At 43.9% G+C, this 25,633-nt stretch carries 27 protein-coding genes; 11 read left to right on the plus strand and 16 right to left on the minus strand.

What is annotated here, in order from left to right; translation table 11 throughout:
• Positions 1 to 211: 211 nt before the first annotated feature.
• Genes FFF34_013585 through FFF34_013600 form a run of 4 tightly spaced genes read right to left on the minus strand, consistent with a single transcriptional unit; the run spans position 212 to position 4,818 of the window.
• Positions 212 to 1,756, minus strand: a complete 1,545-nt coding sequence (locus FFF34_013585) for a DHA2 family efflux MFS transporter permease subunit (protein ID TSD64925.1) — start codon at positions 1,754 to 1,756, stop codon at positions 212 to 214.
• 5 nt (positions 1,757 to 1,761) lie between these two features.
• On the minus strand, positions 1,762 to 2,814 hold the full coding sequence (locus FFF34_013590) for an HlyD family secretion protein (protein ID TSD64926.1): 1,053 nt from the start codon (positions 2,812 to 2,814) through the stop codon (positions 1,762 to 1,764).
• Positions 2,815 to 2,831: 17 nt separating this feature from the next.
• Positions 2,832 to 4,187: a TolC family protein gene (locus FFF34_013595; GenBank protein TSD64927.1), complete on the minus strand. Its 1,356-nt coding sequence runs from the start codon at positions 4,185 to 4,187 to the stop codon at positions 2,832 to 2,834.
• Entirely contained in the window at positions 4,174 to 4,818 is a 645-nt protein-coding gene (locus tag FFF34_013600) for a TetR/AcrR family transcriptional regulator (GenBank protein TSD64928.1), read from the minus strand. Before FFF34_013600 ends, FFF34_013595 begins: the two co-directional genes overlap by 14 nt.
• 197 nt (positions 4,819 to 5,015) lie before the next feature.
• On the opposite strand from FFF34_013600, the gene FFF34_013605 reads away from it, so the two are divergent.
• From FFF34_013605 to FFF34_013635, 7 genes are all read left to right on the plus strand, one after another.
• On the plus strand, positions 5,016 to 7,529 hold the full coding sequence (locus FFF34_013605; GenBank protein TSD64929.1) for a PIG-L family deacetylase: 2,514 nt from the start codon (positions 5,016 to 5,018) through the stop codon (positions 7,527 to 7,529).
• 1 nt (position 7,530) lies between these two features.
• Positions 7,531 to 7,791, plus strand: coding sequence for a hypothetical protein (locus tag FFF34_013610; protein TSD64930.1), 261 nt, complete (start codon positions 7,531 to 7,533; stop codon positions 7,789 to 7,791).
• Positions 7,792 to 8,095: 304 nt separating this feature from the next.
• Positions 8,096 to 8,482 carry a DUF1398 domain-containing protein gene (locus FFF34_013615; protein ID TSD64931.1) on the plus strand — a complete coding sequence of 129 codons (387 nt, stop codon included), beginning with the start codon at positions 8,096 to 8,098 and terminating at the stop codon, positions 8,480 to 8,482.
• Positions 8,483 to 8,710: 228 nt separating this feature from the next.
• Positions 8,711 to 8,908: a hypothetical protein gene (locus tag FFF34_013620; protein ID TSD64932.1), complete on the plus strand. Its 198-nt coding sequence runs from the start codon at positions 8,711 to 8,713 to the stop codon at positions 8,906 to 8,908.
• 114 nt (positions 8,909 to 9,022) lie between these two features.
• Positions 9,023 to 10,720 carry a sodium:solute symporter gene (locus FFF34_013625; protein TSD64933.1) on the plus strand — a complete coding sequence of 566 codons (1,698 nt, stop codon included), beginning with the start codon at positions 9,023 to 9,025 and terminating at the stop codon, positions 10,718 to 10,720.
• A gap of 183 nt (positions 10,721 to 10,903) precedes the next feature.
• Positions 10,904 to 12,028 (plus strand): acyltransferase, encoded by a 1,125-nt coding sequence (locus FFF34_013630; GenBank protein ID TSD64934.1) that lies wholly within the window; start codon positions 10,904 to 10,906, stop codon positions 12,026 to 12,028.
• A 63-nt stretch (positions 12,029 to 12,091) separates the two neighbouring features.
• Positions 12,092 to 13,015, plus strand: coding sequence for a cation transporter (locus FFF34_013635; protein TSD64935.1), 924 nt, complete (start codon positions 12,092 to 12,094; stop codon positions 13,013 to 13,015).
• A 57-nt stretch (positions 13,016 to 13,072) separates the two neighbouring features.
• On the opposite strand, the gene FFF34_013640 is transcribed toward FFF34_013635, so the two are convergent.
• The 3 genes from FFF34_013640 to FFF34_013650 form a co-directional block, all read right to left on the minus strand.
• Complete coding sequence (locus tag FFF34_013640) at positions 13,073 to 13,927, minus strand: DUF2911 domain-containing protein (GenBank protein TSD64936.1); 855 nt, start codon at positions 13,925 to 13,927, stop codon at positions 13,073 to 13,075.
• Positions 13,928 to 14,251: 324 nt separating this feature from the next.
• On the minus strand, positions 14,252 to 14,746 hold the full coding sequence (locus FFF34_013645) for a hypothetical protein (GenBank protein TSD64937.1): 495 nt from the start codon (positions 14,744 to 14,746) through the stop codon (positions 14,252 to 14,254).
• Complete coding sequence (locus FFF34_013650) at positions 14,743 to 15,324, minus strand: sigma-70 family RNA polymerase sigma factor (GenBank protein TSD64938.1); 582 nt, start codon at positions 15,322 to 15,324, stop codon at positions 14,743 to 14,745. Before FFF34_013650 ends, FFF34_013645 begins: the two co-directional genes overlap by 4 nt.
• 221 nt (positions 15,325 to 15,545) lie before the next feature.
• Here FFF34_013650 and FFF34_013655 point away from each other — a divergent pair, with 221 nt between their 5' ends.
• Entirely contained in the window at positions 15,546 to 15,899 is a 354-nt protein-coding gene (locus tag FFF34_013655; protein ID TSD64939.1) for a hypothetical protein, read from the plus strand.
• Positions 15,900 to 15,954: 55 nt separating this feature from the next.
• Here the strand turns inward: FFF34_013655 and FFF34_013660 are convergent, their stop codons facing one another.
• The 4 genes from FFF34_013660 to FFF34_013675 form a co-directional block, all read right to left on the minus strand.
• Positions 15,955 to 16,470 (minus strand): DinB family protein, encoded by a 516-nt coding sequence (locus tag FFF34_013660; protein ID TSD64940.1) that lies wholly within the window; start codon positions 16,468 to 16,470, stop codon positions 15,955 to 15,957.
• Positions 16,448 to 17,668, minus strand: a complete 1,221-nt coding sequence (locus FFF34_013665; protein ID TSD64941.1) for a HAMP domain-containing histidine kinase — start codon at positions 17,666 to 17,668, stop codon at positions 16,448 to 16,450. The genes FFF34_013660 and FFF34_013665 overlap by 23 nt, the downstream gene beginning before the upstream one ends.
• A gap of 308 nt (positions 17,669 to 17,976) precedes the next feature.
• The gene (locus FFF34_013670) at positions 17,977 to 20,277 is read right to left on the minus strand and encodes a TonB-dependent receptor (GenBank protein TSD64942.1); all 2,301 of its coding nucleotides are present in this window, start codon (positions 20,275 to 20,277) and stop codon (positions 17,977 to 17,979) included.
• A gap of 61 nt (positions 20,278 to 20,338) precedes the next feature.
• The gene (locus tag FFF34_013675) at positions 20,339 to 20,668 is read right to left on the minus strand and encodes a hypothetical protein (protein ID TSD64943.1); all 330 of its coding nucleotides are present in this window, start codon (positions 20,666 to 20,668) and stop codon (positions 20,339 to 20,341) included.
• A gap of 120 nt (positions 20,669 to 20,788) precedes the next feature.
• Here FFF34_013675 and FFF34_013680 point away from each other — a divergent pair, with 120 nt between their 5' ends.
• From FFF34_013680 to xth, 3 genes are all read left to right on the plus strand, one after another.
• Positions 20,789 to 21,145 carry a hypothetical protein gene (locus tag FFF34_013680; GenBank protein ID TSD64944.1) on the plus strand — a complete coding sequence of 119 codons (357 nt, stop codon included), beginning with the start codon at positions 20,789 to 20,791 and terminating at the stop codon, positions 21,143 to 21,145.
• A gap of 26 nt (positions 21,146 to 21,171) precedes the next feature.
• On the plus strand, positions 21,172 to 21,882 hold the full coding sequence (locus FFF34_013685) for a peptidylprolyl isomerase (protein TSD64945.1): 711 nt from the start codon (positions 21,172 to 21,174) through the stop codon (positions 21,880 to 21,882).
• 78 nt (positions 21,883 to 21,960) lie between these two features.
• The gene (gene xth / locus FFF34_013690; GenBank protein ID TSD64946.1) at positions 21,961 to 22,728 is read left to right on the plus strand and encodes an exodeoxyribonuclease III; all 768 of its coding nucleotides are present in this window, start codon (positions 21,961 to 21,963) and stop codon (positions 22,726 to 22,728) included.
• Positions 22,729 to 22,941: 213 nt separating this feature from the next.
• Here xth and FFF34_013695 read toward each other — a convergent pair whose 3' ends face one another.
• The 5 genes from FFF34_013695 to lpxA all read right to left on the minus strand — a co-directional run bounded on the left by FFF34_013695 (position 22,942) and on the right by lpxA (position 25,631).
• Positions 22,942 to 23,115 (minus strand): hypothetical protein, encoded by a 174-nt coding sequence (locus FFF34_013695; protein TSD64947.1) that lies wholly within the window; start codon positions 23,113 to 23,115, stop codon positions 22,942 to 22,944.
• 95 nt (positions 23,116 to 23,210) lie between these two features.
• Complete coding sequence (locus FFF34_013700; protein ID TSD64948.1) at positions 23,211 to 23,495, minus strand: nucleotidyltransferase family protein; 285 nt, start codon at positions 23,493 to 23,495, stop codon at positions 23,211 to 23,213.
• 67 nt (positions 23,496 to 23,562) lie between these two features.
• Positions 23,563 to 24,126, minus strand: a complete 564-nt coding sequence (gene efp, locus FFF34_013705) for an elongation factor P (protein TSD64949.1) — start codon at positions 24,124 to 24,126, stop codon at positions 23,563 to 23,565.
• 65 nt (positions 24,127 to 24,191) lie between these two features.
• A complete protein-coding gene (locus FFF34_013710; protein ID TSD64950.1) occupies positions 24,192 to 24,812 on the minus strand; it encodes an ABC transporter ATP-binding protein in 621 nt (206 codons plus the stop codon).
• A gap of 33 nt (positions 24,813 to 24,845) precedes the next feature.
• A complete protein-coding gene (gene lpxA, locus FFF34_013715) occupies positions 24,846 to 25,631 on the minus strand; it encodes an acyl-ACP--UDP-N-acetylglucosamine O-acyltransferase (protein ID TSD64951.1) in 786 nt (261 codons plus the stop codon).
• Between the last annotated feature and the right edge of the window lie 2 nt (positions 25,632 to 25,633).

The following is a 25,633-nucleotide window of genomic DNA, read 5'->3' on the forward strand; positions in this document are numbered from 1 at the left end:
GTATATAAAGTGCCTAAAAAAATAATTGTAAAATAAAATTTGTGTTTCTAAACTAAAAACAATTAATTTTATAGCTTAAGATTGCGCTAACCCCTGTAACCAATAATTATTTTTTTACGGAAACATTACTGATACAGGGATAACACAAATTTAATTGTTGATTTTTTTGGATAAGCCGTTCCGTTTGATAAAAATGGAACGGCTTTATTATTTAGTGGGCGTCGGTAACAGCCTTCATGTTTTTACGGAAAGGCTGCAGGTATAACAACGGTATCGAAAATAGCATCACCAACCCCGATATCCAGTAGGCATCATCGTAGGTAAGCAACATGGTTTGCCTTATAACAACACCTTCAATTGCGCCATAGGCCATCTGGGTAGCATCAGAAATGGATTTGCCCTTGGCCATAAAAGCATGCAGGTACTGGTTAAACCTTTCAGTAAACGCAGGGTTATAAGGGTTAACATGCTCTATAAGCGTGCTGCGGTGAAAGCCCTGGCGTATGTGTATAATGGTAGTTAAGGCGGCTATACCAAACGAACCGCCTAATTGGCGCATCATGTTATTTAAACCCGATCCTTGTCCAATTTCCGGCCCTTTCAGGTCGGCCATGGCCAATGTGGTTAATGGCACAAATAATAAAGCCATACCTACACCACGAATTAACAGGGGTATCAGCACATCCTTTTCGCCTGTTGCCAGGGTAGAGTTGCTTAGCATCCAGGTAAACACAAAGAACAGGAACATACCCGCTGTAGCCATAAACTGCGCAGGGATACCCTTATTGAGCATTTTACCTATAAACGGCATCATAAATATGGTACACAAACCACCCGGGAATAATAGTTGCCCGGTTTGCTGCGCGTTAAAGCCCAACAGGTTTTGACAAAATACCGGGAACACGAACACCGAGCCATACAACCCAAACCCGAGGATGAAGGAGGTAAACATACCTACAGCAAAGCTGCGGTGCCGCATAATGGCAAAGTTTACAATGGGGTGGTCGGTACTTAGCTCACGCCATATAAATAATATAGTACCCAGTATAGCGGTAATGGTTAATACCAATATATAGGTTTTAGCAAACCAGTCTTCCGACTCGCCTTTTTCAAGTATGGTTTGCAAACTGCCTACCGCTACTGCCAGCAAGCCAATGCCCCACCAGTCTATGGGTTTCTTAGCTTCTTTGGGCGTTTCGTTAATAAAGGTATACGCCAGGAACGCGGCAAGTGCGCCTACCGGCAAATTCACATAAAATATCCATGGCCACGAGTAATTTTCGGTTATCCAGCCGCCAATGGTTGGGCCTACAGTTGGGCCTACTACCGCGCCTAAGCCAAATAAAGCGGTGGCAGTACCAATTTGTTCACGAGGCCAGGTTTCTATCAGGATGGTTTGGCCGGTAGATATTAAACCACCGCCAGCAATACCCTGTAGTATACGAAAAACTACCAACTCATCAAGCGAGGTGGCATTACCGCATAAAAACGATGCAATGGTAAATACGATAATTGAAGTAAGGAAATAGTTTTTACGGCCAAAGCGCCCCCCAAGCCAGCCCGACATAGGCAGGATGATAACGTTTGCCACGGCGTAACCGGTAACCACCCAGGCAATATCCTCTAATGTGGCGCCCAGGTTACCCTGTATGTGCGGTATAGCTACGTTTACAATGGTGGTATCTATCAGCTCAAGCAGCGATGCCATAATTACCGTAATGGTAATGATCCATTTTTTAAAGCCAGTTTCAGCCATTTTAATTAGTCTTTTGTAATTACCGAAACATCAACGCTCATACCCGGGCGCAGTTTCGCAAGTTCTTCTTTACTACCTGTAATTTTAATTTTAACAGGTACACGTTGTACCACTTTAACAAAGTTACCGGTAGCGTTATCTGGCGGCAGTAACGAAAATTTAGCGCCTGTAGCCGGCGAAAAGTTATATACCGTACCTTCAACTTTAAGGTTAGGGTATGCATCTACCTTAAGGTCTACCTTTTGGCCGTTGCGTATTTTGTTTAACTGTGTTTCTTTAAAGTTGGCGGTAACATAAATGCTGTTATCATTAACTACCGAAAACAATGTTTGGCCGGCTTGTACCAATTGACCCACCTGTACATTCTTTTTGGCAACAATACCGCTTGCCGGCGATTTAACGTTGGTATAGCTTAACTGTAGTTTTGCATAATCAACATCAACCTGCTTTTGGCTAACGCCGGTATTGGTAACCTTTAACTGGCTGCGGGTAGTACCCACCTGCTCCATTGCTGCTTTATATTTATCGCGGGCAGCGTTGTAGTTGGCTTGTGCCACTTCCAGGTCGGCTTTGGCCTGGTCAAATTGCTGGCGGGTTACCGATCCGTCTTTAACCAGGTTGGCATAACGATCGTAATCTTTACGCACCTTATCTAAACGTGCCGATGCCGAAGCAACATCTGCCTTAGCGCTCGACGAGTTGGCAGCAGTAGCATATATCTGCGATTGGCCAACGTTAATGCCTGCACTTGCACCAACTTGGGCGGCTTGTGCCTGCTCTAACTTTACTTTATAGTCGCGGTCGTCTATTTTAACCAGTAGCTGGTTTTTTTCAACGTGGGTGTTCTCTTCAAACATAATGCTGTCTACATAGCCGCCAACGCGTGCTACAACAGGGCTTATATCGCCGTCAATTTGCGCGTCGTCGGTGTCAACGTGCTTGCTGAAGTATATATATTCTTTTACACCAAAAATAATACCGCCCACCAGGATGATCCCCAGGATGATCGGGAGAACTCTATTTGGTTTCTTTTTGGTTTCTGTTTCTTGTGTTGCCATTGCTTTAATTATTGTAATTATTTGTTAAGTTTTCCAGTTGATTTTAATAAGGTATAGTAGGCTAATCCTGCATCGGCTTTAGCCAGTTCCAGGTTTATTTCGGCCTGGTAAAGCAGGGTTTGCGCATCGGCCCTGTCGGTAGCCGATGATATATTGCTACGGTATTTCGATTCCAGTATGCGGTTGTTTTCTTGCGCCTGTGCAATTGATGTTTGCAGCAGCGTTATCTTATCTACCGCCATTTTGTAATTTTGGTAGCTTTGGTTCACCTCATTCTTCACATTATCGGTAGTGATACCTTTGCTGATGATCACCTGCTCGCGCTGTATCTGTGCTTCTTTCACTTTGTTTTTGTTGGTCCAAAGCGAGCCGAAGTTCCAGGCAGCGGTTACGCCTAATGATATAGGTGTAATGTAGTTACCGCTTTTTGGTATAGGGTTACCCGATATACCTACATAGTATGCACTGCCCGATGCCGATAGCGTAGGCGTTGTATTAGCCTTTATGCTTTTAATATTGGTTTCGGCAACCTGTGTGCGCAAGTCAAGCTGCCTAAGTTCTACACGGTTAGCCATTGCGGTATCAAGGTAAGCGGCTAAAGGCGCAGGGCTTCTGTCGGCTTCAACAATTTGTGCTATGGTTAACTGCGTATCTTCGGGCAGGCCCAACAAAACATTCATGTTATAGTTGATGATGCGGCGGTTGTTTTCCAGGTCGATGCCGTTTAGCTCGATATTAGAGCGTTGCAGCTGGAAACGGAGTACATCGTTTTTGGTAACCAGGCCCTGGTCAAAAAAGCGTTGCGCTTGTTTTATTTGGGCATCAATGGTAGCCAAATTTTGCTCGACAACCTTTTTGCTTTGCAGCACTTTGTACAGGTTGTAATAAGCGTTAATAATGTTGTAGCTAATCTCGTCGCGATCGTTAACGGCATCTAAGCGGGCCACCTGGGTAAGCAGGTTGGTAGACTCGCGGGCATACTTTAACTTGTTGCCTGCAAATATGGTTTGGTTTAACGATATAGTACCCAGGTAAGCGTTAGCGCTGGTAGGCAGGGTTAGCGCTTCCTGGCCTACGTTTAACTTGTTAGCGGGTATCTGCGCGCGGTTGTAGCCAAGGCTGGCGCTGCCTGTTGGCAAGGCCTGGTCTTTTGCCTGGTTGTATTGCGATACAGCCTGATCGATCTTAGATTGTGACAGCTTAAGGGTTTTGCTGTTATCTAAACCAAGCTTAAGGGCTTCGTCAAGGGTAATAGCTCTGTCCTGCGCGTTCACGGTAGCAGTAAAAATCAGCGATAGCAGCAGTATAATAATACCGGCTGCGGCCGTTGTTTTTGTAAGGTAAGGTTTGGGAGGTATGTTACTTGTTGTCATTTTCTTTCTGTAAATAAGCTGTTAGCAGGTTTTTCATATATGTTTTTAAGCGTGGCTTAAGTAGATTTTGCTGGTTGTTATCGTCCATCACATCAAAACCAAGTATGCGCGATGATATATGCGGGGTGTTAACAATATAATTTTTGGTGCCAAACATGGTAGCCACCAACATTTCCTGGTCGGCATCCTTATTAAACTCACCGTTTTTAACCCCTTCGGCTATAATGCCTTGAAAAACCTTCACGTTTTTCATAACAATGCTGGTTATCTGGTCGGTCAATTCGGTCTTTTTTGATTTAGATATCTCGCGGTGCAGCATAATGTGGAAACAGTTATTGTTAACCACTTTGTTCACGTAGCTATCTATATACTTATCCAGCTTTTGCCATGATGTTGCTCCGTCTTCGTTGCCTATATCGGCCAGGGCCTTTTGAAAAGCGGTTATCCGTCGCTCGAATATGGCCAGGAAAAGCCCTTCTTTTGAACCGAAGTAATAATTAAGCATGGCCATGTTTACATTAGCCTCGCCCGATATCTGGCGGGTTGATGCTCCGTCATATCCTAATTCAGCAAAAACTCTTTCTGCTACATCAAGGATATGATCCTTTTTATCTATCTTCTCTTTTTCCATTTTTTTATTGTCGCGGGGCAAAATTAATCAAACGATTGATTAGTGGAAAATGTTTTTGTAATATTATTGTAAGGAATTGATAGCGGGAGCGGAAAATTTATCGTTTAACTAACGTGCTACAGCGAAATAGTTTTTTTGACCGTATAATTATGGCAGCAATTATTGCACCAATGCATCTTTCGATATATTTGTTTTATATGAAGCGTTTATTGCCCGCCATTATCTTTCTATTTGCAGCTAAAGTGGTAGTTGCCCAAACGGCCCCGCCGGCAGATATAGCCACCATTCATCAAAACCTTAAAAAGTTGAATGTACTGGGCAGCGTACTATATATAGCCGCCCACCCTGATGACGAGAATACCCGCCTGCTGGGTTACCTGGCGCAGGAAAAGCATTACCGCACCGGCTATTTAAGCCTTACCCGCGGCGACGGTGGCCAAAACCTGATAGGTACCGAGCAGGGCGAATTATTAGGCCTGATACGTACACAGGAGCTATTAGCCGCCCGCCGTGTAGATGGTGCCGAGCAGTTTTTTAGCCGCGTAAACGATTTTGGCTTTTCAAAAAATCCCGAAGAGACTTTGAAGTTTTGGGATAAGGATAAAGTATTGGGCGATATGGTTTGGGTGATACGCAACTTTAGGCCCGATGTAATGATATGCCGTTTCCCTACTACAGGCGAAGGCGGACATGGCAACCACACAGCATCGGCCATACTGGCGCAGGAAGCCTTCAGCGCGGCGGCGGACCCAAAACGTTACCCCGAACAATTAAAATATGTACAGGTATGGCAGGCCAAACGCCTGTTGTGGAACACCTTTAACTTTGGCAATACCAACACCACCTCCGAAGATCAGTTTAAAATTAATGTAGGCGGTTACAACACCATATTGGGCAAAAGCTATGGCGAAATAGCTGCCGAAAGCCGCAGCAACCATAAAACCCAGGGCTTTGGCTCGGCCAGGCAGCGCGGCGACGCCTTTGAATATTTTAGAACCATTTTAGGCGATGCCCCCAAAACCGACCTGATGGACGGCGTGGATGTAAGCTGGGATAGGACGCCTTTTGGCGCACCCATTGCCGCCCAAATAACCGCCATAACCAAAGCTTTTAATGATGATGCACCACAGGCATCGGTGCCGGCGTTGGTGGCCTTACTGGGCCAGGTAGACCAAACAGTTGCTACTAATAAAGCATTCCAAACGGTACGGTTGATAGAAACCGCCACCGCCGCCTATGATTATTGGCACAAGCAAAAAACAAAGGAATTAAAAGAATTGATAGCGGCCTGCGCGGGCTTATGGTTTGAGGCGTACAGCGCCGAGCCAAGTTATGCCTTAGGCGATTCGATAAATGTGAGGTTGCAGGCCATCAGCCAAAGCAATGTTGATGCAAAGCTGAGCGCCTTTAGCACCACCCCGGCAGATTATATTGTATTAAAAGATAACGCGCTGCCTTTTAACCAGCTTAAAACCGTAAACTATAAAATAAAGGCCGGCAAAATATCGCAGCCTTACTGGCTGGAAGCGCCGCATGGCATAGGCGCCTATGCCATTAACGACGACCTTAAGGTAGGTAATCCCGAAAACCCGGATGCGCCCAAAATATATTTTGAATTCACTATAAACGGTAAGATAATATTAATGCCGCGTACCATTCAATTCAAATATGTGGATCCTGCCCGTGGCGAATTGTATCAACCCTTGGTTGTGGCCCCGCCTGTCACCGCCAACATTGCCGATAAGGTTTACATTTTTAATAACGGCCAGCCGCAAAACATACAGGTAAAACTAAAAAGCTTTACCAATGCTACGGGCAGCGTAAGCATTAAAACCATAAAAGGCTGGAAGATAAGCCCCGAAAAGATAGACTTTGCAGGCAAGGCAAAAGGCGAAGAATGGACCGTTGGCTTTACTGTTACCCCCGCCAATGCCGACCCTAAAACCAGCGTTTTAGAAGTGCAAAGTACCGTAGGCGATAAAACATTTACTCAGGGCCTGCTTAATATTAAATACAACCACGTACCGGCCATTACAATCTTCCCGCCGGCACAGGCCAAGCTGGTAAACATAGACCTGAAAACCGCGGGTAAAAAAATAGGCTATATAGCCGGAGCAGGCGACCTGATACCCGAGGCCCTGCACGAAGTAGGCTATGAGGTGCACCAGCTGACCGAGAACGAGATACTGAACACCGACATGAGCGGTTATGATGCTATTGTTACCGGTGTACGCGCCTACAATGTAAGCGAACGGCTGGCCTACGAGCAGCCCAAATTAATGGAGTACGTTAAAAATGGCGGTAACCTGGTGGTGCAGTACAATAATAATAACGGGCTGGTTACACAGCAACTGGGCCCATATCCCTTTAAGGTAGTGAACGAACGCGTAACCAATGAGGACGCGCCCGTTACCATTTTTGATAGCAGTAACCCGGTATTGAACTACCCCAACAAAATAACCCAGAATGATTTTAACGGCTGGATACAGGAACGCAGCATATATATGGTAAACAATATCGACCCTATGTATAAGGCCCCCCTGCAAATGCACGACCCAGGCCAGCAGCCACAAAACGGTTCGTTAATAGTAGCCGACTATGGCAAGGGCCGGTACATATATACGTCGCTGGTATTTTTTAGGGAGCTGCCAGCAGGCGTGCCGGGCGCGTACAGGCTGTTTATTAATTTATTAAGCAAGCCGAAGGATTAATTTGGATGCGATGTTAGTTGGGAAAAATGAAATTAAAAGAATAATAAGCTCATCGCATGATAACGATGGTTATGATTGCGAAATTTGGTACAAAGGGAAATGCGCTATAGTCGTATCAATAAATGACAAAGGGGTAAGTGAGGTATTATTTGCTGATATCCAACATCTTGAATTTGAATATACTGAATTTTTAGAGTTGATTAACGACTCCAAAAAAATAGTCGAACAAAAATACAACGACTTTAAGAAGAATAAACTATAATAAAAATCGTGCACTATGATTGAGTAAAATGCACCGTTAGGTGCAAAAGCCTGGTAGAAAAATAAACGTGGGTTATGCGTGCCGTAGGTACGCTACATGGTGCCATAACTACGGCACGGAATGCGCTTCTATTCCCTTTTTCTACCAAGCTTTAACCCCTATGGGGTATAGCTCTTATGTGTGCGCTGCCGACCAGCTAAAAATTGCTATTATGCAGAATACATATTTGAGCCAACGTACGTATACAGCGAGTCATTAAATTATTAGGCCCGCTTAAGATTATTACAGCTACATTAAAACCAACATGAAAACCGAAGAAAAGGTACAACAAGCCTATGCCACCGCCAAAAACTACCCAGACCTGGCTGCTAAACTGGCAGCAGTGGGGATAGAATCGTATACCGTAGAGGTATCTACCACGGCCATAATATATCGTTTAAGTGGTGGCGAAACCCTTTTGCACAACAACAGTAATGTAGCCCCGCGTATGATAGGTTTAAATTTTAACCGGGCGCAGGTGATACAAGCCATACGCGATAATCAGCAGGGTAAAACCAATTTCCCCGAGTTTATGCAGGGCATAGCCGATGCGGGCGTGCGCTTTTATGAGGCTACCTTAATTGGCAATAACAAACGGGTCAATTACATTGGCCTGGGTGGCTTTTATGAAGAGTTGATTCCATCGTTATAGGATGGTCGCGATTATGCCGTTATTGGTTTGTTTCCAACAACCTTTAGGACAAGTGATAAAGAGGCAGACGCAATGCCCTGTGGCTTGTTGGTGACAACACCAACAAGGGCGGAGGGTTATAAGTTTATACTTAAAACCTATTTTACTGCGTTTTACAAAAACTCGCAATTCAATTAGGCATCAATCGTTTAATAATATAAATTTGTACCGAACAATAAATAGTATACAATGTCACATCATCACCATCATCCAAAAGAAGAAAAGAACTTCGATAACGTATTTTACCTTGTAGCATTAGTTGCCGGCATGTTTGTAGGCGCCATTGTTGAGCGTGGCTTTATATGGATACCTGTAGGTGGTGTGTTTGGGCTATTAACTGCTGCTACATTCCTTAAATTGCTGGTGAAAGGCCGTGAAGAGGTCTAACGACCATACCGACCTACCATCTTTTATAAAAAACTGGAACCAGTTTTACGGCATTGTTGTTGTATGGCTGGTTTTTTTAATTACGGTGTTTTGGCTCATTACCCGATCATTTGAATGAGCTTAACCGATTGGATAGTATTAGGCGCCACCCTGCTGGCCATAGTTGCCTACGGCGTATGGAAAAGCGGCAGCAGTAAAAATATCGACCAATACCTTACGGGCAACCGATCGCTGCCCTGGTACCACATAGGGCTATCGGTTATGGCTACACAAGCCAGCGCCATTACCTTTTTATCGGCCCCCGGCCAGGCCTACAGCGATGGGATGCGCTTTGTTCAGTTCTACTTCGGGTTGCCGCTGGCCATGATCGTTTTGTGCATCACTTTTGTCCCCATTTTTCATAAGCTAAAGGTTTATACCGCCTACGAGTTTTTAGAGAACCGGTTCGATTTAAAAACCCGCGTGCTAACCTCCGTTTTGTTTTTGATACAGCGGGGGCTTTCAACTGGTATTACCATTTATGCGCCGGCTATTATCCTATCGGGCATATTGCATATTAACACTACTTACACCACATTATTTATAGGCGGGCTGGTGCTGTTTTATACCGTTTACGGCGGGGCCAAGGCGGTATCGTACACGCAGCTGCTGCAAATGAGCATCATATTTACGGGTATGTTTTTGGCAGGCGTTTTTGTGGTGATGCTAATGCCTGCCGATGTTGGTTTTGGCAAGGCTATTAAGCTGGCCGGCAACATGGGCCGCATGAATGTTATAGACTGGAAGTTTGACCCTAATAACCGCTACAACATTTGGAGTGGCATCATCGGCGGTTTCTTTTTGCAGTTATCCTACTTCGGTACCGACCAAAGCCAGGTGGGGCGATATCTCACCGGTAGCTCGGTTGGGCAAAGCCGCCTGGGCCTTATCATGAACGGGCTGATAAAAATACCCATGCAATTTTTAATATTGCTGATAGGGGTACTGGTATTTAGCTTTTACCAGTTTAACCGCCCTCCGGTGTTTTTTAACAACTACGAGGTGGAGCAGGTTAAAAAAACCGAGTATGCCCCGGCGTTTAACCAACTGGAGCAGCAATATGCCACCGCTGCCGATACCCGCAAAACAAAGACCGAGGCCCTTGTAAAAGCCTTCGACAGTAATAACCCCCGACAAATAGCCAGCGCTAAAGCCGACCTTAAAATAGCTGCTGCCCACGCCGACACTATTCGTAAACAGGCGGTAGATATCATCAAAAAAAGTAGCGGCAACAGCGAGGTTAACGATACCAATTACGTATTCCTCACCTTTGTTACCCATTACCTGCCAAAGGGCTTAATAGGCTTGCTTATCGCCATCATCTTCCTGGCGTCGATGGGTTCAACCGCCAGTGGGCTTAACTCGTTGGCATCAACCAGCGTGGTAGATATTTATAAGCGCATCATCAACCCCGGCGCTACCGATAAGGCCTATGTAAACGCATCGCGCCTGGCTACCTTGTTTTGGGGAGTGGTGTGTATTGGCATGGCGTTATATGCCAGCAAAATTGGCAATCTGCTGGAGGCAGTGAACCAACTGGGCTCCTATATCTACGGTACCATACTTGGGGTGTTTGTGGTGGCCTTTTACATTAAACGTATTAAGGGCAGGGCGGTGTTTATTGCCGCCGTTGTAACCGAAGTGGTGATATGTGTGATGGGGTATTACAACACCGTAGCCTACCTTTGGCTAAATGCCATTGGGTGTTTAGGCGTTATACTGGTAGCCGGCTTGCTCACCATGTTTGAGAAAGATGAAAATGTCGCCGCCTGATATTTATCAGAAGATTCAAAAAAAGAGGCTTTGAGCTATTTTTTATATGGTGGATTTTGTTATATTAGTGAACCTGACCGAACGAAAAAAAAAACGAAAAAGAAGAAAAATTTTAGCTGTGACGGCGAAAATAAAAGAATAAAACACACAGGAGCTGCAATAAAGTGTAACCCCATTCAAAACGTGACTAAAAACGCCGACCCTTACCATCCCGCAAAACTTTACGGCCTTGATCATCTGCGTGCTTTTGCCATTAGCTTTGTAGTTATATTCCACTACCAGTCCTTTGGGCACCCTAATTGGGTAAACACCCTTGGCTCGTTCGGCTGGACGGGTGTCGACCTGTTTTTTGTGCTCAGCGGGTTCTTAATATCTTCGCAACTATTTGCCGAACTGTCTAATAGTCAGACTATTTCGTTAAAAAACTTCTTTGTTAAACGCAGCTTTCGCATACTGCCGGGGTACTGGCTGGTTTTGGCCATTTACTACTTTATACCCGCTTTTCGTGAACGCGAAGCGTTGCCACCCATTTGGAAACACCTCACCTTTACCCAAAACATAGGGTTAAACATTGCTACAGGCGGCACCTTTTCGCACGCTTGGTCACTTTGCGTCGAGGAGCAGTTTTACCTGTTGCTGCCATTGGCTTTGTTGTTGATATACAGAAAGTTATTGTTAAGAAAAGGCGCTTATATACTTGCGCTAATAGCATTATTGGGCTTTGCTATAAGGGCATTTAGCTGGTACCACCTGGTTACTCCCCACCAGGGCGCCGACGACTTTTTCCGCTATTGGTATATGTATATATACTACCCCATTTACAACAGGCTTGACGGACTTTTAATGGGAATTGCCGTATCTGCGCTACTTCATTATCAGCCTGTTATAGCTAAAAAAATAGCAAAATATGGCAACTGGCTATTACCCCTTGGCTTAGCTATACTGGCCTTTGCCTATTGGTTATGTATAGACCAGCACTCCTATCAAGGCACTATATTTGGTTTCCCGGTGGTTGCGCTGGGTTATGGTGCTATAGTGCTGTGCGCGGTAAGCGGGGGTAGTGTGCTATATAAATACAAGTCGTTTATAACCGAAAAGTTGGCCGGGTTGTCATATGGTATCTATCTCATTCATAAGGGTATAATTCATTTAGTGCAGCAACATTTAGAAAGCCATTCTATCCCCAAGAATGGTAATTTAATGTTCGTGTTATGCATGATCTCTGTGATAATTGGCGCAATTTTACTGCAGTTAGTGGTTGAGAGACCAATGCTTAAACTGCGTAAAATGGTATTGAGTAAAGGCTGAAAGCACTAAAAATTAAGCTACTGCAAACACATTTACCCGTTTGGTATTATAACATATATCCAAATGGCTAAAAACAGGACATCCATATACAGCGCGCTGGCGGCAAACCTGCTCATTGCAGCAACCAAGTTTATTGCTGGCATCTTCACCAATAGCTCCTCAATGGTATCCGAGGGTATACACTCCGTTGTAGATACCGTAAACCAAATATTGCTGCTGTATGGCCTAAAACGCAGCACAAAGCCGCCCGATAGCACAAGGCCATTTGGCTATGGTCGCGAGCTTTACTTTTGGTCGTTTATTGTATCTATATTGATATTTGGCCTGGGTGGGGGGATATCAATCTATCAAGGGATCGCACACATTATTCATCCTGAGCCCGTTACCAACCCCATTTGGAATTACGTTGTACTGGCGCTATCTATGATATTTGAAGGGGCATCGCTAATGGTTGCGATAAAGGAATTCAATAAGGTTCGTAATGGTATGTCGTGGTGGGCGGCTATAGTAAAAAGTAAAGACCCATCCAGCTTTTTGGTGTTGTTTGAGGATGGTGCCGCGGTAATGGGGTTAAGCATTGTGTTTGTTTTTATGTTAATAGGGCATAATTACCACATGCCTTACTTAGATGGCGTAGCATCTACCCTTGTAGGTTTATTGCTGGTGTGCGTATCTACCATACTGGCAAGGGAAAGCCGGAGCCTGCTTATGGGCGAGGGTATTGCGCCCGAAACTCAAAACAAAATAAAGGCACTTGCTGAAGGTGATCAGCATATTATTAAAGTGGTCAACATCCTATCCACCTATCAATCGCCCGAAGATGTGATATTAATGCTGATAGTAGAATTTGACCCGGATATTGATACCGAGGAGATAACAGCATCAATAGAAAGGGTACGCCTGGCTATAAAAAGCGCATTTCCATTAATAAAGCTGGTGTTTGTACAACCTCAAAGCTACTCGCATATGCCTAACGGGTTGGCATAAAAAAAAGCCTTAAACATTGCTGCTTAAGGCTTATAAATATAATAGTAGGGGTATAATTTAATTTTTTGCTTGCGATATAACGGCCTCATTCAGCCTGATATATTCATCATCGTTTGATGCTTTGGCTAATGCTATGCCTTGTTGGGCCGTGGCAATTGCGGTGCCTTTATCGCCCATTTTTAGCTGTATGCGGGCTTTCCACAGTTTATACCATGGCGCTTTTGGCTCAATCTTTTCGGCTTCCAGGGCCCATGTTAATGCCTTGTTCAGGTCTTTATCGTTTTCGTAGTAATACTGTATAGCGTTAAAATAAGGTCTGCTTTTAACATCCGGACCTTGCATTAATTTTTCAATGTTGGCGGTTATCTGTGCATCATCATCTGTTTGAAGGTGAATTGGAACTGCTGTATGGTCCCATACCAAATACAGATCGTTTGATTTTGTTGTTGTGTTGGCAAATGCAATGGTAAAGGTTTCTCTTTTCTCTTTAACATTCAATGGTTTAACTTTAACACGCAAAAGGTCATCAGCCTGTTTATAGCTATAGGCGCCCCATTGTTTTGCGGTTTTGTTTAAAATAATGGTCCATTCGTCCTTTTCGGGTATGCTGAATAACGCGTAGGTGCCTGCAGGTACACTTTTACCTTCTACCAATACATTCTCGCTAAAAGTAATGGTTGTGGCCGCATTTGCGCCGGTGCGCCAAACTTCGCCATAGAGGTTTATGCCGCCAAATATTTTACGGCCTTTAACATTTGGGCGAGAGTACGTTACGGTTATCTTTCCCAATCCAAAATCTTGTATGATGGTTTGCGTCGAACTGGCTTCAGGAATGCGGGGCTCCTGCGCATAGGTTTTTAAAGTTACACATGCCATTAGCATGGTAAACAAGTATAATAAAGGTTTTCTCATTAGTTTTTCTTTCCCACGAAGTTAATAATTGTAAAATGAATTTTCGGTGAAAAAGTATTTGAGAGGAGTTGCCAGATAACGATAAAAAATAAAAGCCCCCCAGACTTGCTCCGGGGGACTTTCAACCTAAACCTTATCACAATTAACCGGTAAGATTACCGGTCCGTATAGGTTAGTACAAATACTATACCAATTGAGTACAATTTTTCATGCCACTTTTAAATAGCCCTATAATGGCATTTTGGTGAAGTTTTAAATCTAATACCTTAGATTCTTGTTCAGTTATATAAAAGTGTCCACTTTTTAAACCTAAAAACTAAACACTTATCCTTGCTTTATTTCATTTTTGCGGCGCAAAATGTTGTCTAATATAAACAAGCCCATAACCACGCTAACAAACATAAATCCGTTTACCACCGGGCCTGTAAAAAACCCCTTAATGTGTGCAGGGCTCACTTCTTGTGGCAGTTTAATATTGCTACTGGTATTCCAGTTAACCAAGCTGAACGAGTAGACAAGCAACGCCGAGATTGTAATTACAAAAAAGGCTGCAATGCTCAATATAATGCGCTTATCAACCGCCGCCTTTAGGGGCTTTTTGGCATGTTCGGCACGTATGTTTTCCATTACCTTATAGGTAAACGCCATTGATGGTTCATCCAGTTCTATGGCAGCAAACTCATCGTTCAACTGCAACAGCTCACTGTATTTTGTGGTATACACACTGTCCTGCTCAATAAGGCGCGCTATGGCTGCATGCTCTTCTGTAGTACAAGTGCCATCTATATAGCTCCAAAGTTTTTCTTCTATGCTATTCATATCAGTTCATTAACTTCATGTTTCAAATTGCGCTCCAGCCGTTCTTTTAAACGCTGGCGCGCTCTAAATAGTTTTACCTTAACGGTGTTGGCCTCAATCCCCATTGCCTGGGCAATTTCTTCTAAAGATTGTTCGCCTTTATAAAACATCGTTATAATAGTTGCATCATCGGGCAGTAACTGGGTTATAGCCTGGTTTAAATAATACGACCGCGACTTATTCTCGACGTTGTTCTCATCAAAACTGCCGGGTTTTCCCTCTATCTGCAAATACGTTTCTTCATCATCTATAGAGGTAGTATCTACCCGCTTTTTGCGTAAAAATGTCATAGCGGTAGTGTAAACTATGCTATAAAGCCAGGTGCTAAATTTAGATTGCTGTTGAAATGACGCTAAGGATCTATATGCTTTTATAAAGCAATCCTGCGAAATTTCTTCGGCATCTTCCCTGTTTTTCGCGAAACGCAAAGCAAGAGTAAAAACAAAACGCTGGTGCCGTTTAACCAAATCGGCGTATGCCGATTGGTTACCGCCAAGGGTTTGCTTTATTAAATCAATATCTGAAAGCTTGCTTTGCATATTATAACCCCTGTGACTACATAGCGCATGGTTAGGTTACACTTTTATTAAATATATACATTTAATCTATTATATATACCACAAGGCTCCCCCGTAATTAATATCTAAAATATTTTTAGGGATGCCTGTAACCTCATTAAGAAACACGTGGTCATAGCATACAAATACACCGGGTTGGTGGCTTTGAAAAAATTATTATTAACTAATTAAACTATATTATCATGGAAGGAGTTTTAGTTCCCATATTAATACCACTTGGATTTTTCGCAATGGTGTTTGGTATCTTTTACATAAGAAACCGGGAGAGAATGGCAATGATCGAAAGAGGGATGGACCCACGTGCTTATAAGGCACAACCAGCCCCTTATCAAAATTTAAAATGGGGTTTATTGCTTATAGGTGCCGGTATTGGCTTGTTCCTGGCATTTTTGCTTGACAGAACAGTGTTTGCAAACACCCGCGATGAAAACGAAGCCATCTATTTTGGCCTGATAGCCATATTTGGTGGCCTTGGACTGGTGCTTTCGTACCGCATAGAGAAAAAAGAGCTATACGATAACGAAAACAAGCAGTAATTGTAAATGCTATCTAACAAAAAAGGGGCTCTGTGATCACAGGGTCCCTTTTTGTTTAGGCTAAGTATCGATCTTTAATCAACTTTAAATGATACAATTCGTGGCCTGCCGTTATATAAACCAAGGCACTAACCTTAACCAGGTTGCCACTGGCAACACCGTGCCGGTTTAACTGCTCCTGGCTAAGGGAGCCGAAAAGATATAGTGTAGCTTCGCGCACGGCCCTAAATTCGGCAGCGAGGCTTTGTATGCTGCGGCTGTTAAAATCGGTACTGTTTACATACGTTTCCTGGTCAAAACCCGGCAATGAGATATCCTCCCGGGAGAATACAAACGCACGAAAGCTAAACACCCTTTCGGTATCTATCATGTGGCCAAGTACCTCTTTTAGTGTCCATTTACCTTCGGCGTAGGCGTGCATAGCTTGCTCCTCCGTCATGTTACTGAACAGGTTATAGGTTTGCGTTTGGTTGGCTTCTAACAACTCCATTACATCGGCACCATCGGGTACGGCGGCTACATACCCGGCTGCATAAGGCGAGTAATCGTCAGGCTGAGGTCTGCTTATCATATCTTATTGTTTTTAATACTATCCTGAATGTTGTGCCCTTGCCTAGTTCAGATTCGCGCACAAAAATTTGGCCGTTGTGGTAGTTTTCTATCATCCTTTTGGTTAATGATAGCCCCAGCCCCCAGCCACGTTTGCGGGTGGTATAGCCCGGCTGAAATACCGTATCAAACTTTGACCGTGGTATACCCTTGCCTGTATCGGTAACATCGATATATACCTGTTTTTTAAGCTTATTGCCGGTTATTTGCACGGTTATGCTACCGCTGGTATCAATAGCGTTAACCGCATTTTTAAGCAGGTTTTCTAATACCCAATCAAATAAAGGAATGTTTATACCTGCAATGAGGCCCTTGTTACCACTAAGCTCGAAGTGTATCTTGTCGCTAACCCGTACTTTAAAGTAATCTACAAAGTCTTTAACCACCTCATATACAGAGTGATCTTCCAGCTGCGGTTTTGAGCCTATTTTTGAAAAGCGATCGGCTACTATTTCGAGCCGCTTTACATCGTTTTCCATTTCGGCCATTAGCGGGTCGTCCTCCGCATTAAACTTGTCTTTGATCAGCTCTATCCAGGCCATTAGCGATGATATAGGCGTACCCAGTTGGTGGGCAGTTTCCTTAGCCAAACCCACCCAAACCTGGTTTTGTTCCGATTTTCGGGACGAACTAAAGGCGGTGTAGGCTACCATTAAGAATATGGCGATGACCGATAACTGCACATAGGGGAATATCTTTAATTGGCTTAACAAGGCCGAATCCTTATAATAAACCAGCCAGGGCTCGTTTAGTATGGTTAGGCGGATAGGCTCGTGCTGCGATTGCATGTAGGCCAGTTCGTCTTTAAAGTAGTCGGGGTCGTACTGCTTTTTGGTGCGTTTAAGTTCGGTATCATCCAGCTTTATGAAGGTTTTGTTGGTATCTAACCCGCGGGTAAACTTAAAATCACCGTTGGCGCCGGTTACTATGGCTGGTACAGATAAGCTATCCCTTACGGCAAATACGTAACTGAGTACATCATTGTCAAATGTACCGCCTATCTGCTTGATACTCAGTGCCCAAACCTGCGCCCGGGTGCGCTCGGACCGGGCTATGTTGTTAACCAGGTGGCGCGTATAAAACAACGACCCGCAGGCTATAACCACTGCAAATGCAAGCAGAGAGTATTTCCATCGGCGTTTTTGTTGGTAAGGGTTCATAAAGTATGGTCAAATAACGGAATTTTTTCCAACTCAGGAAATTCGATAGCCGGACATTAACAGTTATTTAACATTCCACCATTAAGCTAAAAATATTCCACTTTTTTTCGTGTTACGCTGTGGGCTATTCGTTTTTTTTCGTTTTAATTCGTTGGGGGATGTTTACTAATATAACAAAATCCGGCATATAAAAAATAGGTAAACGAAGGTTTTTGCTTTTTTATATTTATTGGCAGGTCTCATCCTTCTCTTAAAAAAAGACGACCCCGTTAATTAACGGGGTCGTCTAAAAAACATACTAATCAGTATTATTTGTTGATGCCAAAAGGCAGATAAAAACCAAAGGTGATATTGCGGCCCATGTTGTAAACACCAAAAGTGGGGTCTTCCTGGCTGTAGCGGCCCGGCCTTAAACGGCTAAGCGCATCGTAATACTTTTTATTAGCCAGGTTGGTGCCCGATACATACAATTTAAGCGGTTGCGCCCCTAATTTTATAGTTGCGCCGATCCCCGCATTAATAAGCGTGTAAGCATCTGTTGGGGTTTCAAATGTAGCATCTATACGGGTTTGCTTAAAATAGTTATCTATACCACCATAAATGTAAACATCGCTTAGGCCTTTAATTTTTGGCTCAAAACGTAAGGTGTTGTGCAAGGTGCCGGCAGGTATCAATGGCAATGGCCTGTTAAACGATTGGTTTTGCGCGTGAGTATAGCTAAACGTGTTTTCGAAGTGGATAAACGCTACTGGATGCAGCGTTAAATTACCCTCAAAGCCGTAAAGATTAGCGTTTACCTGGCCATAGCGGTAAGCATCGTAACTGGTGGGCAGGCCGGTATCGGGGTTAATTACGGTTACCTGCTCTTTATTGGTGTTTGATGCATAAATAAAGTCGTGGATATAGTTTTCGTAAACGCCTAAGCTGCCGGTAACAAAGCCCGATCCATACTCTAAGGTAGCATCGGCCTGGTAGCTTCTTTCGGGGTTGAGAGAGCCAAGCCCAATTTCGTAGCGGTTGGTACCCTCATGCACGCCGTTAGAGCCTAACTCGGCAGGGTTTGGCGCACGGAAGGCCGAACCCGCATTGCTCTTAAAGCTAAAGTTATCGTTAAATACATGCGTAAAGCCCAATGCGCCGCTTAGGTTGGCAAACTTGTTATCGAAACCGTCAAAAATAACGGTGCCGTTATCCTGCTGCGCCTTGCCTTTGTTGCTAATATAATCTAATCTTGCGCCTGCGCTAAAAGTGTTCTTGTCCCAAGTTTTTTTGGCGTAGATAAAGCCGCCTGTTGTAAACTCGTCATAAGCCGGCACAAGCAATTCTTTACCCAGGTTAATGCTATGCTCTAAACTGCTGCTTAAGCCTATTACAGGGCTCCAGCCGTTGCTTTGCGGCAGGTTATACTTAGCATCTATCGAAAAAGTGTTCAGATCAAAAAACAGCGATGGGTCCGGGCTGTTTTCCAGCTCGCGGCGCTGATTTTTTTGGTAACCCAGGTCGAGTTTTAATGAGCTGCTGCCAAATATGAAGTTGTTATTTAAAGCTAATTTATAGTGTCGGATATCTTGCCTTGGGTAATCTAAAGTACGGCTGGTTGATGTAGTGTACAATGGGTCGCCCGGCTCGGCATCGTAAAAGCCGATGTTGTTTTTAAAGTACGAGAAGTTTAAATGCGAAAAACCCCACGCTTTGTTTACCCCCAGCATACCACTGGCATTGGTTTGGTTAAAGCCGCTGTTAATATAATGGCCCAGTGGGGTGTTAAAAGCATAGGCATTTTGATAAGTGCCGCGCCCGCGCCAAACAAAGCCGTTTTCGTTTCCGCTTAACATTAACGATGTATTGCTTAAGCCGCTGTTGGTAGAGTAGTTGGATAATACCTCGCCCTGTATATTGCCCTCGGCCGGGGTAGGCGGGTCTATTACATTAATAACGCCACCCAATGCATCCGAGCCGTACATTAACGATGCCGCGCCGCGCAAAACCTCAACACGGGCCGCGCCGTACTGGTCCATTTCAATGCCGTGCTCATCGCCCCATTGCTGGCCCTGCTGTTTAACGCCATCATTTAAAGTAACCACGCGGTTATAGCTTAAACCACGTATAACAGGCTTAGATATAGCCTGGCTGGTAGTTATCTGGCTTACGCCCGGTACCTGCTTGGCCAGCGCATCAATTAAATTGGTAGACGATGCCATCAGCTGGTCTTTTGATACTACCGATGCCGACGTGCTGTTGTACCTGCTGCCCGCTGTTATAGGCGTGCCGGTAATTACTACCTCGTGTGCTTCTACAATGCTGCTTTGCAGTTCAAAAACAAGCGGTGTGTTTAACGAAAAATCGACGGTTTGGGTTAGTGTTTTATAGCTTAAGTATTGTACCTGCACCACAAACTTACCCTTAGCCGGTATGGAGTGTATAACAAATTCGCCGTTAGCATTGGTCCCTACGGAAATATGCAAATCGGGAATGCTTATTACCGCGCCGGGGAGCGTCTCCTTAGTTTTGGCATCAATAACTTTACCCTTAATATCTATAGCATCTGCAAATGCAGTAAACTGAACGAACAACAATAAAAAGCAACTAATTAGCTTTAGTTTCATAATAATAAATAAATAAAAGATTCAAGAAAATGCCGGTTACCGGCGTTTGTTTGGATGGTAATTATTATGAAATTACAGGAGGAGCACGCCCGGACGCGAGTATAAGGGCTATGCTTTTAAAATCATACGTAACGGTAATATAGGTATGATTGATGCTGTTAGAAGTGTAATAAGTGTTATTGTGCGTAAGCTCCATATGGGTATGGTGCATGCTGTCGCAAAGGGGGCACTTTTCTGTTAGTACTTGTTTAGATGAATTGTTATCGTTTTGCAGGGCATGAAAATGAGCTTTCTTAACAATATTATGCTGGTGGGCATATACCATATACTGGCCTGTTACAAAACAAACCAGCAGGGCCCACGAGTAAATAATATGATAAGTGCTTCTTTTCATGTATTATTTGCAATACCATGCAAAAGTAGTTAATAATATGCTAACCCTGCCTTTAAAACGTAACAATGTTGTTAATTATTGCTGGTTCTTGTGCTGTAAAAACTAATGTATATTTGCCTTATGAAACCTGCTGAGATCAATTTAAAATGGGCCGCGCTGCAAGACAGGATAGCTACGGAGTTTGATAACGAAAAGCCCGACCTTAAAGTAATGCTGTTTTTAATAGGCGTGCAGGAGCTTGGCCAGGGGCCGCGAAAATTCAGTAAAAGGCAAAAGGAAGAGCTGATGCATATTGCCAATTGCAAGTTGTTTAGCAAAATGGGATTTTATGAACTGGAAGGGCTTGACCAGGACGGCTGGCCGCATTGGAAGTTGGTGAAAGTGGTACCTAACTATACTATATTAGAGCAGGAGATGCTGTTGAAATCGCTGATAATTGATTACTTTGAAAACGAAATGGAATGGGGCTTATCCTGATCAAAAAAAACCCGGACGCTATTGATATGAAAAAACTTTTTACCCTGTGTTTATTACTGCTAACATTTACTATAGCGTTTGCTAAACCGCCTAAAAACCAATATGTGCGCATAAAAACCAGCTATGGCAGCTGCATTATACGCCTGTATAACCAAACCCCAAAACACCGCGATAATTTTATAAAGCTAACAAAGGCCGGCTTTTATAATGGTGTGCTTTTTCATAGGGTGATACAAAACTTTATGATACAGGGCGGCGACCCCGACTCTAAAGATACGACCAAAAATAAACCCGGTGCCGAATTGGGTAACGGCGATGTAAAATATACCATCCCTGCCGAATTTAGAGATAGCTTGTTTCATAAGCGGGGGGTGCTGGCTGCAGCCCGGGACGATAACCCGGCCAAGGCGTCGAGCGGGGCACAGTTTTATATTGTAGAGGGCAAACGCTTTACACCCGGCAAATTAGACACGCTGGAAAACACCCGTTTAAAAGGCCGTAAAATACCTGCCTGGCAGCGCGATGTTTATACTACCGTAGGCGGCGTGCCGCACCTGGACCAAAATTACACCGTTTATGGCGAGGTGGTTACCGGCCTGGATATGGTTGACCGTATTGCCGGTGTTAAAACCGATAAGAACGACCGCCCTGAAACCGATGTACCCATGACCGTAGAATTGCTGAGCAAACGCGAATGCAAACAGTTGGATAAGATACTTGGCCCCCCAACCCCCTAAAGGGGACGTATGGTGTGGTCTGCTAATAAAAGAATCAATTAAACTTAAAAAAGTACCCCTTTAGGGGGCGGAGGGGGCATGAAGATAATTACCTACAATGTTAACGGCATACGTTCGGCTATAAATAAAGACTGGCTGGCATGGCTACAGGCTACCGATGCTGATGTAGTTTGCCTGCAGGAGATTAAGGCCACGCCGGATGTGATCAACGAATTGCATTTGGTTGATGCCCTGGGTTACCAGCACTATTGGTTCCCGGCCGAAAAAAAGGGGTATAGCGGCACGGCTATATTCACCAAACGCTTACCCAACCATGTTGAGTATGGTTGCGGTATACCCGATTTTGACCGCGAGGGCCGCTGTATACGGGTAGATTTTGATGAGGTATCGGTAATGAGCGCCTACTTCCCTTCAGGCTCCAGCGGTGATGAAAGGCAGATATTTAAATACCGCTTTTTGGATGAGTTTGGTAAATACCTTACCCTGCTAAAGGTAGATCATCCAAAACTGGTGATATGCGGCGACTACAATATTTGCCATCGCCCAATTGATATACATAACCCAAAGTCAAATGCCAACTCATCGGGCTTTTTACCCGAAGAACGGGAATGGATGGAGAACTTTATAGAGTCGGGCTTTGTAGATACTTTTAGACATGTAAACAAAGAGCCGCATAACTACACCTGGTGGAGTTTTAGAGCCGGTGCACGCGGCAAAAATTTGGGCTGGCGTATTGATTATGCTATGGCCAGTAAAGAGCTGGAAGATAACATTAAACGCGCCGCCATACTACCTGAAGCCAAACACTCCGACCATTGCCCGGTTTTGCTGGAATTAGAGTTTTAGACCGGAAACGATGTAGCATCGCACTATATAAATGACTATCAGATATTCTAAAGAGCAATTATTTTATTAACAATAATTGCTCTTTTAGTATAGGTAAAATCAAGTTTGATCGTAGAATAAATGGTGGTGGCAGATACGCCCGAAGTATTCGTGGATAAGCTTATTTCACATCGCTGGTGCGCGCGTGTCGCGCGTTCTCCAACATGTCGCATTTCAGCAGGTTAGTGCCATGATTAAACTATTGCCCGAAAGTTCCTTGGCGAACGCGCGACACGCGCGCACCAGCGGGGGTACCTGAGGATAATTTTGCTTAATTGTATCTGATACCTTAGATGCTGCTTCGCCAATTATTTCAAACCTGCGGGTTACAGCATCTTGCATCATCATATCACTTGTGAAATCAAATTCTGTTTTAGTGTCAATATATGCTTAGATAATGCATATTGACTCTATGATATCCTGAATATAGACACTATCTGATCTCATAGAATGGCGACGGCTGAATTTAAAACCTCGTTCCTTATAGATGGTTTTATAGCGTTATATTCAACCAGGTCTACCTTTCGGTTAACCAATTTTGATATTTCTTCTTCAAGCATTAAAAGCTGGAAAATCGTAAAATCGTTCTGCCCTTCTATCAACAGGTCAACGTCGCTTGTAGTAGATTGGCTGCCTTTAGCAACAGAACCAAAAATAGCAGCGCGCTTAATAAAATACCGTTTTAAAACCGGTAGTATTAAAGCCTTATATTTTTCAATGTCCTGCATATTCAAAGATAACGTATTACCACCTAACAAAAAACCTCCATAAATGAAGGCTTTTATATCTAAATTACTATGCTTTCACTCTTTCTACATAACTACCTGTAGCAGTATCTACCTTCACTTTATCGCCAATGTTGATGAACAGGGGCACTTTTATTTCGGCACCGGTTTCAACAGTGGCGTTTTTTAGGGCACCGGTAGAGGTATCGCCTTTTACAGCAGGCTCGGTGTAGGTGATCTCTAATTCGGCAGAGCCCGGTATCTGGCCCATAATGGGTTCATCGCTTTCAAATGCAACAATAACGTTCATGCCCTCTTTTAAAAACTTTACGGCATTGCCAAATAACTTCTTTGGAACATTATGCTGATCGTAAGTAGTGTTATCCATTACCACCAGTGAATCGCCATCTTCATATAGGTACTGGTAATCGCTGGTTTCAACGCGTGCAATATCTACCTCCTCATCTGTACGGAAGCGGTATTCGACCAGTTTACCCGATTTAACGTTGCGCATGCGGGCCTGGTAAAACGCACGCAGGTTACCAGGTGTGCGGTGTAAAAACTCCTCTACCTGTACCAGTTCGCCGTTAAAGCGTAATATATTTCCATTCTTTACATCAGATGCCTTTGCCATAGATATTATAATTGAGGCGACAAAATTAATTATTGAAGGGCAAAGAAACAAGTTTGCCTTGCGGGTTAGCTTTTATAATCGGCAATGCTTAAGCGATGCTGGCAAAAACTGTATTCGTGTTGCTGGTTTGAGCAGATGATGGTGAGGCGGTTTGCGCTAAACTTTTCTACAAGGTTTAAATACCAGTCTATGCCCTGGGTGTCTAAATTTGAGGTGGGTTCATCAAGCATTAGCATGCCGGTATCCGAGCAAAAAGCGAGCGCCAGTTTAAGCCTTTGTTTCATACCCGACGAAAAGTACCGGATAGGTTTGTTTTGGCTGCCGGCTAAACTTAAAATATCGGTAAGTGCAGCTTTATCAATACCGGGTTTAAAGGCCTTAAACTTAAAATGAAAGTCTATCATCTCGTTTAAGGTAAACTCCTCTATTACCTCTAAATAAGGCGCGGCCAGGCTAAGGTGTTCAAATACGCTTTCTACCGGAATTGTTGCATCACCATCAAAATATTGAAGCGTGCCGGCGGAAGGCCCTAAACTGCCGTTTAAAACCTGCAATAAGGTAGACTTGCCCGAACCATTAGGGCCAAGTATGGCATAGCTTTGCTTAGGGTTAAAGGTATAGGTAATGCCCCTGAATATCCATTCACGGTTAAAACGACGGCCGATGTTATCGAGGGTTATCTGCATTAAAATTGGCCTATCGGCTATTAATTCAGATGATTAGACACTTCCAAAACCTTTCATGATACCACGCTGTGAGTTTTGAACAAAATTGATGATCTCGTCGCGTTCAACTGTTGGATTAAACTCGGCCTCGATGATATCAAGTGCCTTGGTCATGTTGTATTTTTTAAGGAAGATGATGCGGTATATTTCCTGTATTTCGTTTATGGTAGTAGCCGAGTAACCCCTGCGGCGTAAACCTACCGAGTTGATACCAATGTACGATAATGGTTCGCGGCCGGCCTTGGTAAATGGAGGAACATCCTTACGTACCAGCGATCCGCCGGATATCATACTATGCGCGCCTATTTCAACAAACTGGTGCACGGCCGATGTACCACCTATAAAGGCGTAATCGTAAACATTAATGTGGCCGGCCAACTGTACAGCATTGGCTATGATAACATTGTCGCCAATAACACAATCGTGCGCTACGTGCACATAGGCCATTAACAGGCAGTTGCTCCCTATGGTGGTAGTGTTTTTATCAAGTGCTGTACCGCGGTTTAAGGTTACGCATTCGCGGATAACGGTGTTATCGCCAACGGTTACGGTGCTGGGTTCGCCCTTGTATTTCAAATCTTGTGGCGGTGCCGATATCACAGCTCCCGGAAAAATACGGCAGTTTTTGCCGATGCGGGCACCATCCATAATCACCGAATTTGATCCCACCCAAGTGCCTTCGCCTATCTCTACATCTTTATGTATGGTAACAAAGGGCTCGATAACTACATTGTCGGCTATTTTGGCCTGCGGGTGTATATACGCTAAGGGCTGTATCATAT

The sequence above is a fragment of the Inquilinus sp. KBS0705 genome (assembly GCA_005938025.2).
In the GTDB taxonomy this organism is placed as follows: domain Bacteria; phylum Bacteroidota; class Bacteroidia; order Sphingobacteriales; family Sphingobacteriaceae; genus Mucilaginibacter.

Bases quoted from the DNA above. Each gene is read 5' to 3' on its own strand.
- xth (TSD64946.1), top strand. From the start codon at position 21,961: ATGAAGATAATTACCTACAATGTTAACGGCATACGTTCGGCTATAAAT.
- FFF34_013640 (TSD64936.1), bottom strand. From the start codon at position 13,927: ATGAGAAAACCTTTATTATACTTGTTTACCATGCTAATGGCATGTGTA.
- FFF34_013685 (TSD64945.1), top strand. From the start codon at position 21,172: ATGAAAAAACTTTTTACCCTGTGTTTATTACTGCTAACATTTACTATA.
- FFF34_013625 (TSD64933.1), top strand. From the start codon at position 9,023: ATGAGCTTAACCGATTGGATAGTATTAGGCGCCACCCTGCTGGCCATA.
- FFF34_013680 (TSD64944.1), top strand. From the start codon at position 20,789: ATGAAACCTGCTGAGATCAATTTAAAATGGGCCGCGCTGCAAGACAGG.
- FFF34_013655 (TSD64939.1), top strand. From the start codon at position 15,546: ATGGAAGGAGTTTTAGTTCCCATATTAATACCACTTGGATTTTTCGCA.
- FFF34_013645 (TSD64937.1), bottom strand. From the start codon at position 14,746: ATGAATAGCATAGAAGAAAAACTTTGGAGCTATATAGATGGCACTTGT.
- FFF34_013650 (TSD64938.1), bottom strand. From the start codon at position 15,324: ATGCAAAGCAAGCTTTCAGATATTGATTTAATAAAGCAAACCCTTGGC.
- FFF34_013615 (TSD64931.1), top strand. From the start codon at position 8,096: ATGAAAACCGAAGAAAAGGTACAACAAGCCTATGCCACCGCCAAAAAC.
- FFF34_013620 (TSD64932.1), top strand. From the start codon at position 8,711: ATGTCACATCATCACCATCATCCAAAAGAAGAAAAGAACTTCGATAAC.
- FFF34_013595 (TSD64927.1), bottom strand. From the start codon at position 4,187: ATGACAACAAGTAACATACCTCCCAAACCTTACCTTACAAAAACAACG.
- FFF34_013635 (TSD64935.1), top strand. From the start codon at position 12,092: ATGGCTAAAAACAGGACATCCATATACAGCGCGCTGGCGGCAAACCTG.
- FFF34_013710 (TSD64950.1), bottom strand. From the start codon at position 24,812: ATGCAGATAACCCTCGATAACATCGGCCGTCGTTTTAACCGTGAATGG.
- FFF34_013695 (TSD64947.1), bottom strand. From the start codon at position 23,115: ATGATGATGCAAGATGCTGTAACCCGCAGGTTTGAAATAATTGGCGAA.
- FFF34_013590 (TSD64926.1), bottom strand. From the start codon at position 2,814: ATGGCAACACAAGAAACAGAAACCAAAAAGAAACCAAATAGAGTTCTC.
- FFF34_013605 (TSD64929.1), top strand. From the start codon at position 5,016: ATGAAGCGTTTATTGCCCGCCATTATCTTTCTATTTGCAGCTAAAGTG.
- FFF34_013665 (TSD64941.1), bottom strand. From the start codon at position 17,668: ATGAACCCTTACCAACAAAAACGCCGATGGAAATACTCTCTGCTTGCA.
- FFF34_013700 (TSD64948.1), bottom strand. From the start codon at position 23,495: ATGCAGGACATTGAAAAATATAAGGCTTTAATACTACCGGTTTTAAAA.
- FFF34_013600 (TSD64928.1), bottom strand. From the start codon at position 4,818: ATGGAAAAAGAGAAGATAGATAAAAAGGATCATATCCTTGATGTAGCA.
- FFF34_013660 (TSD64940.1), bottom strand. From the start codon at position 16,470: ATGATAAGCAGACCTCAGCCTGACGATTACTCGCCTTATGCAGCCGGG.
- efp (TSD64949.1), bottom strand. From the start codon at position 24,126: ATGGCAAAGGCATCTGATGTAAAGAATGGAAATATATTACGCTTTAAC.
- FFF34_013585 (TSD64925.1), bottom strand. From the start codon at position 1,756: ATGGCTGAAACTGGCTTTAAAAAATGGATCATTACCATTACGGTAATT.
- lpxA (TSD64951.1), bottom strand. From the start codon at position 25,631: ATGATACAGCCCTTAGCGTATATACACCCGCAGGCCAAAATAGCCGAC.
- FFF34_013675 (TSD64943.1), bottom strand. From the start codon at position 20,668: ATGAAAAGAAGCACTTATCATATTATTTACTCGTGGGCCCTGCTGGTT.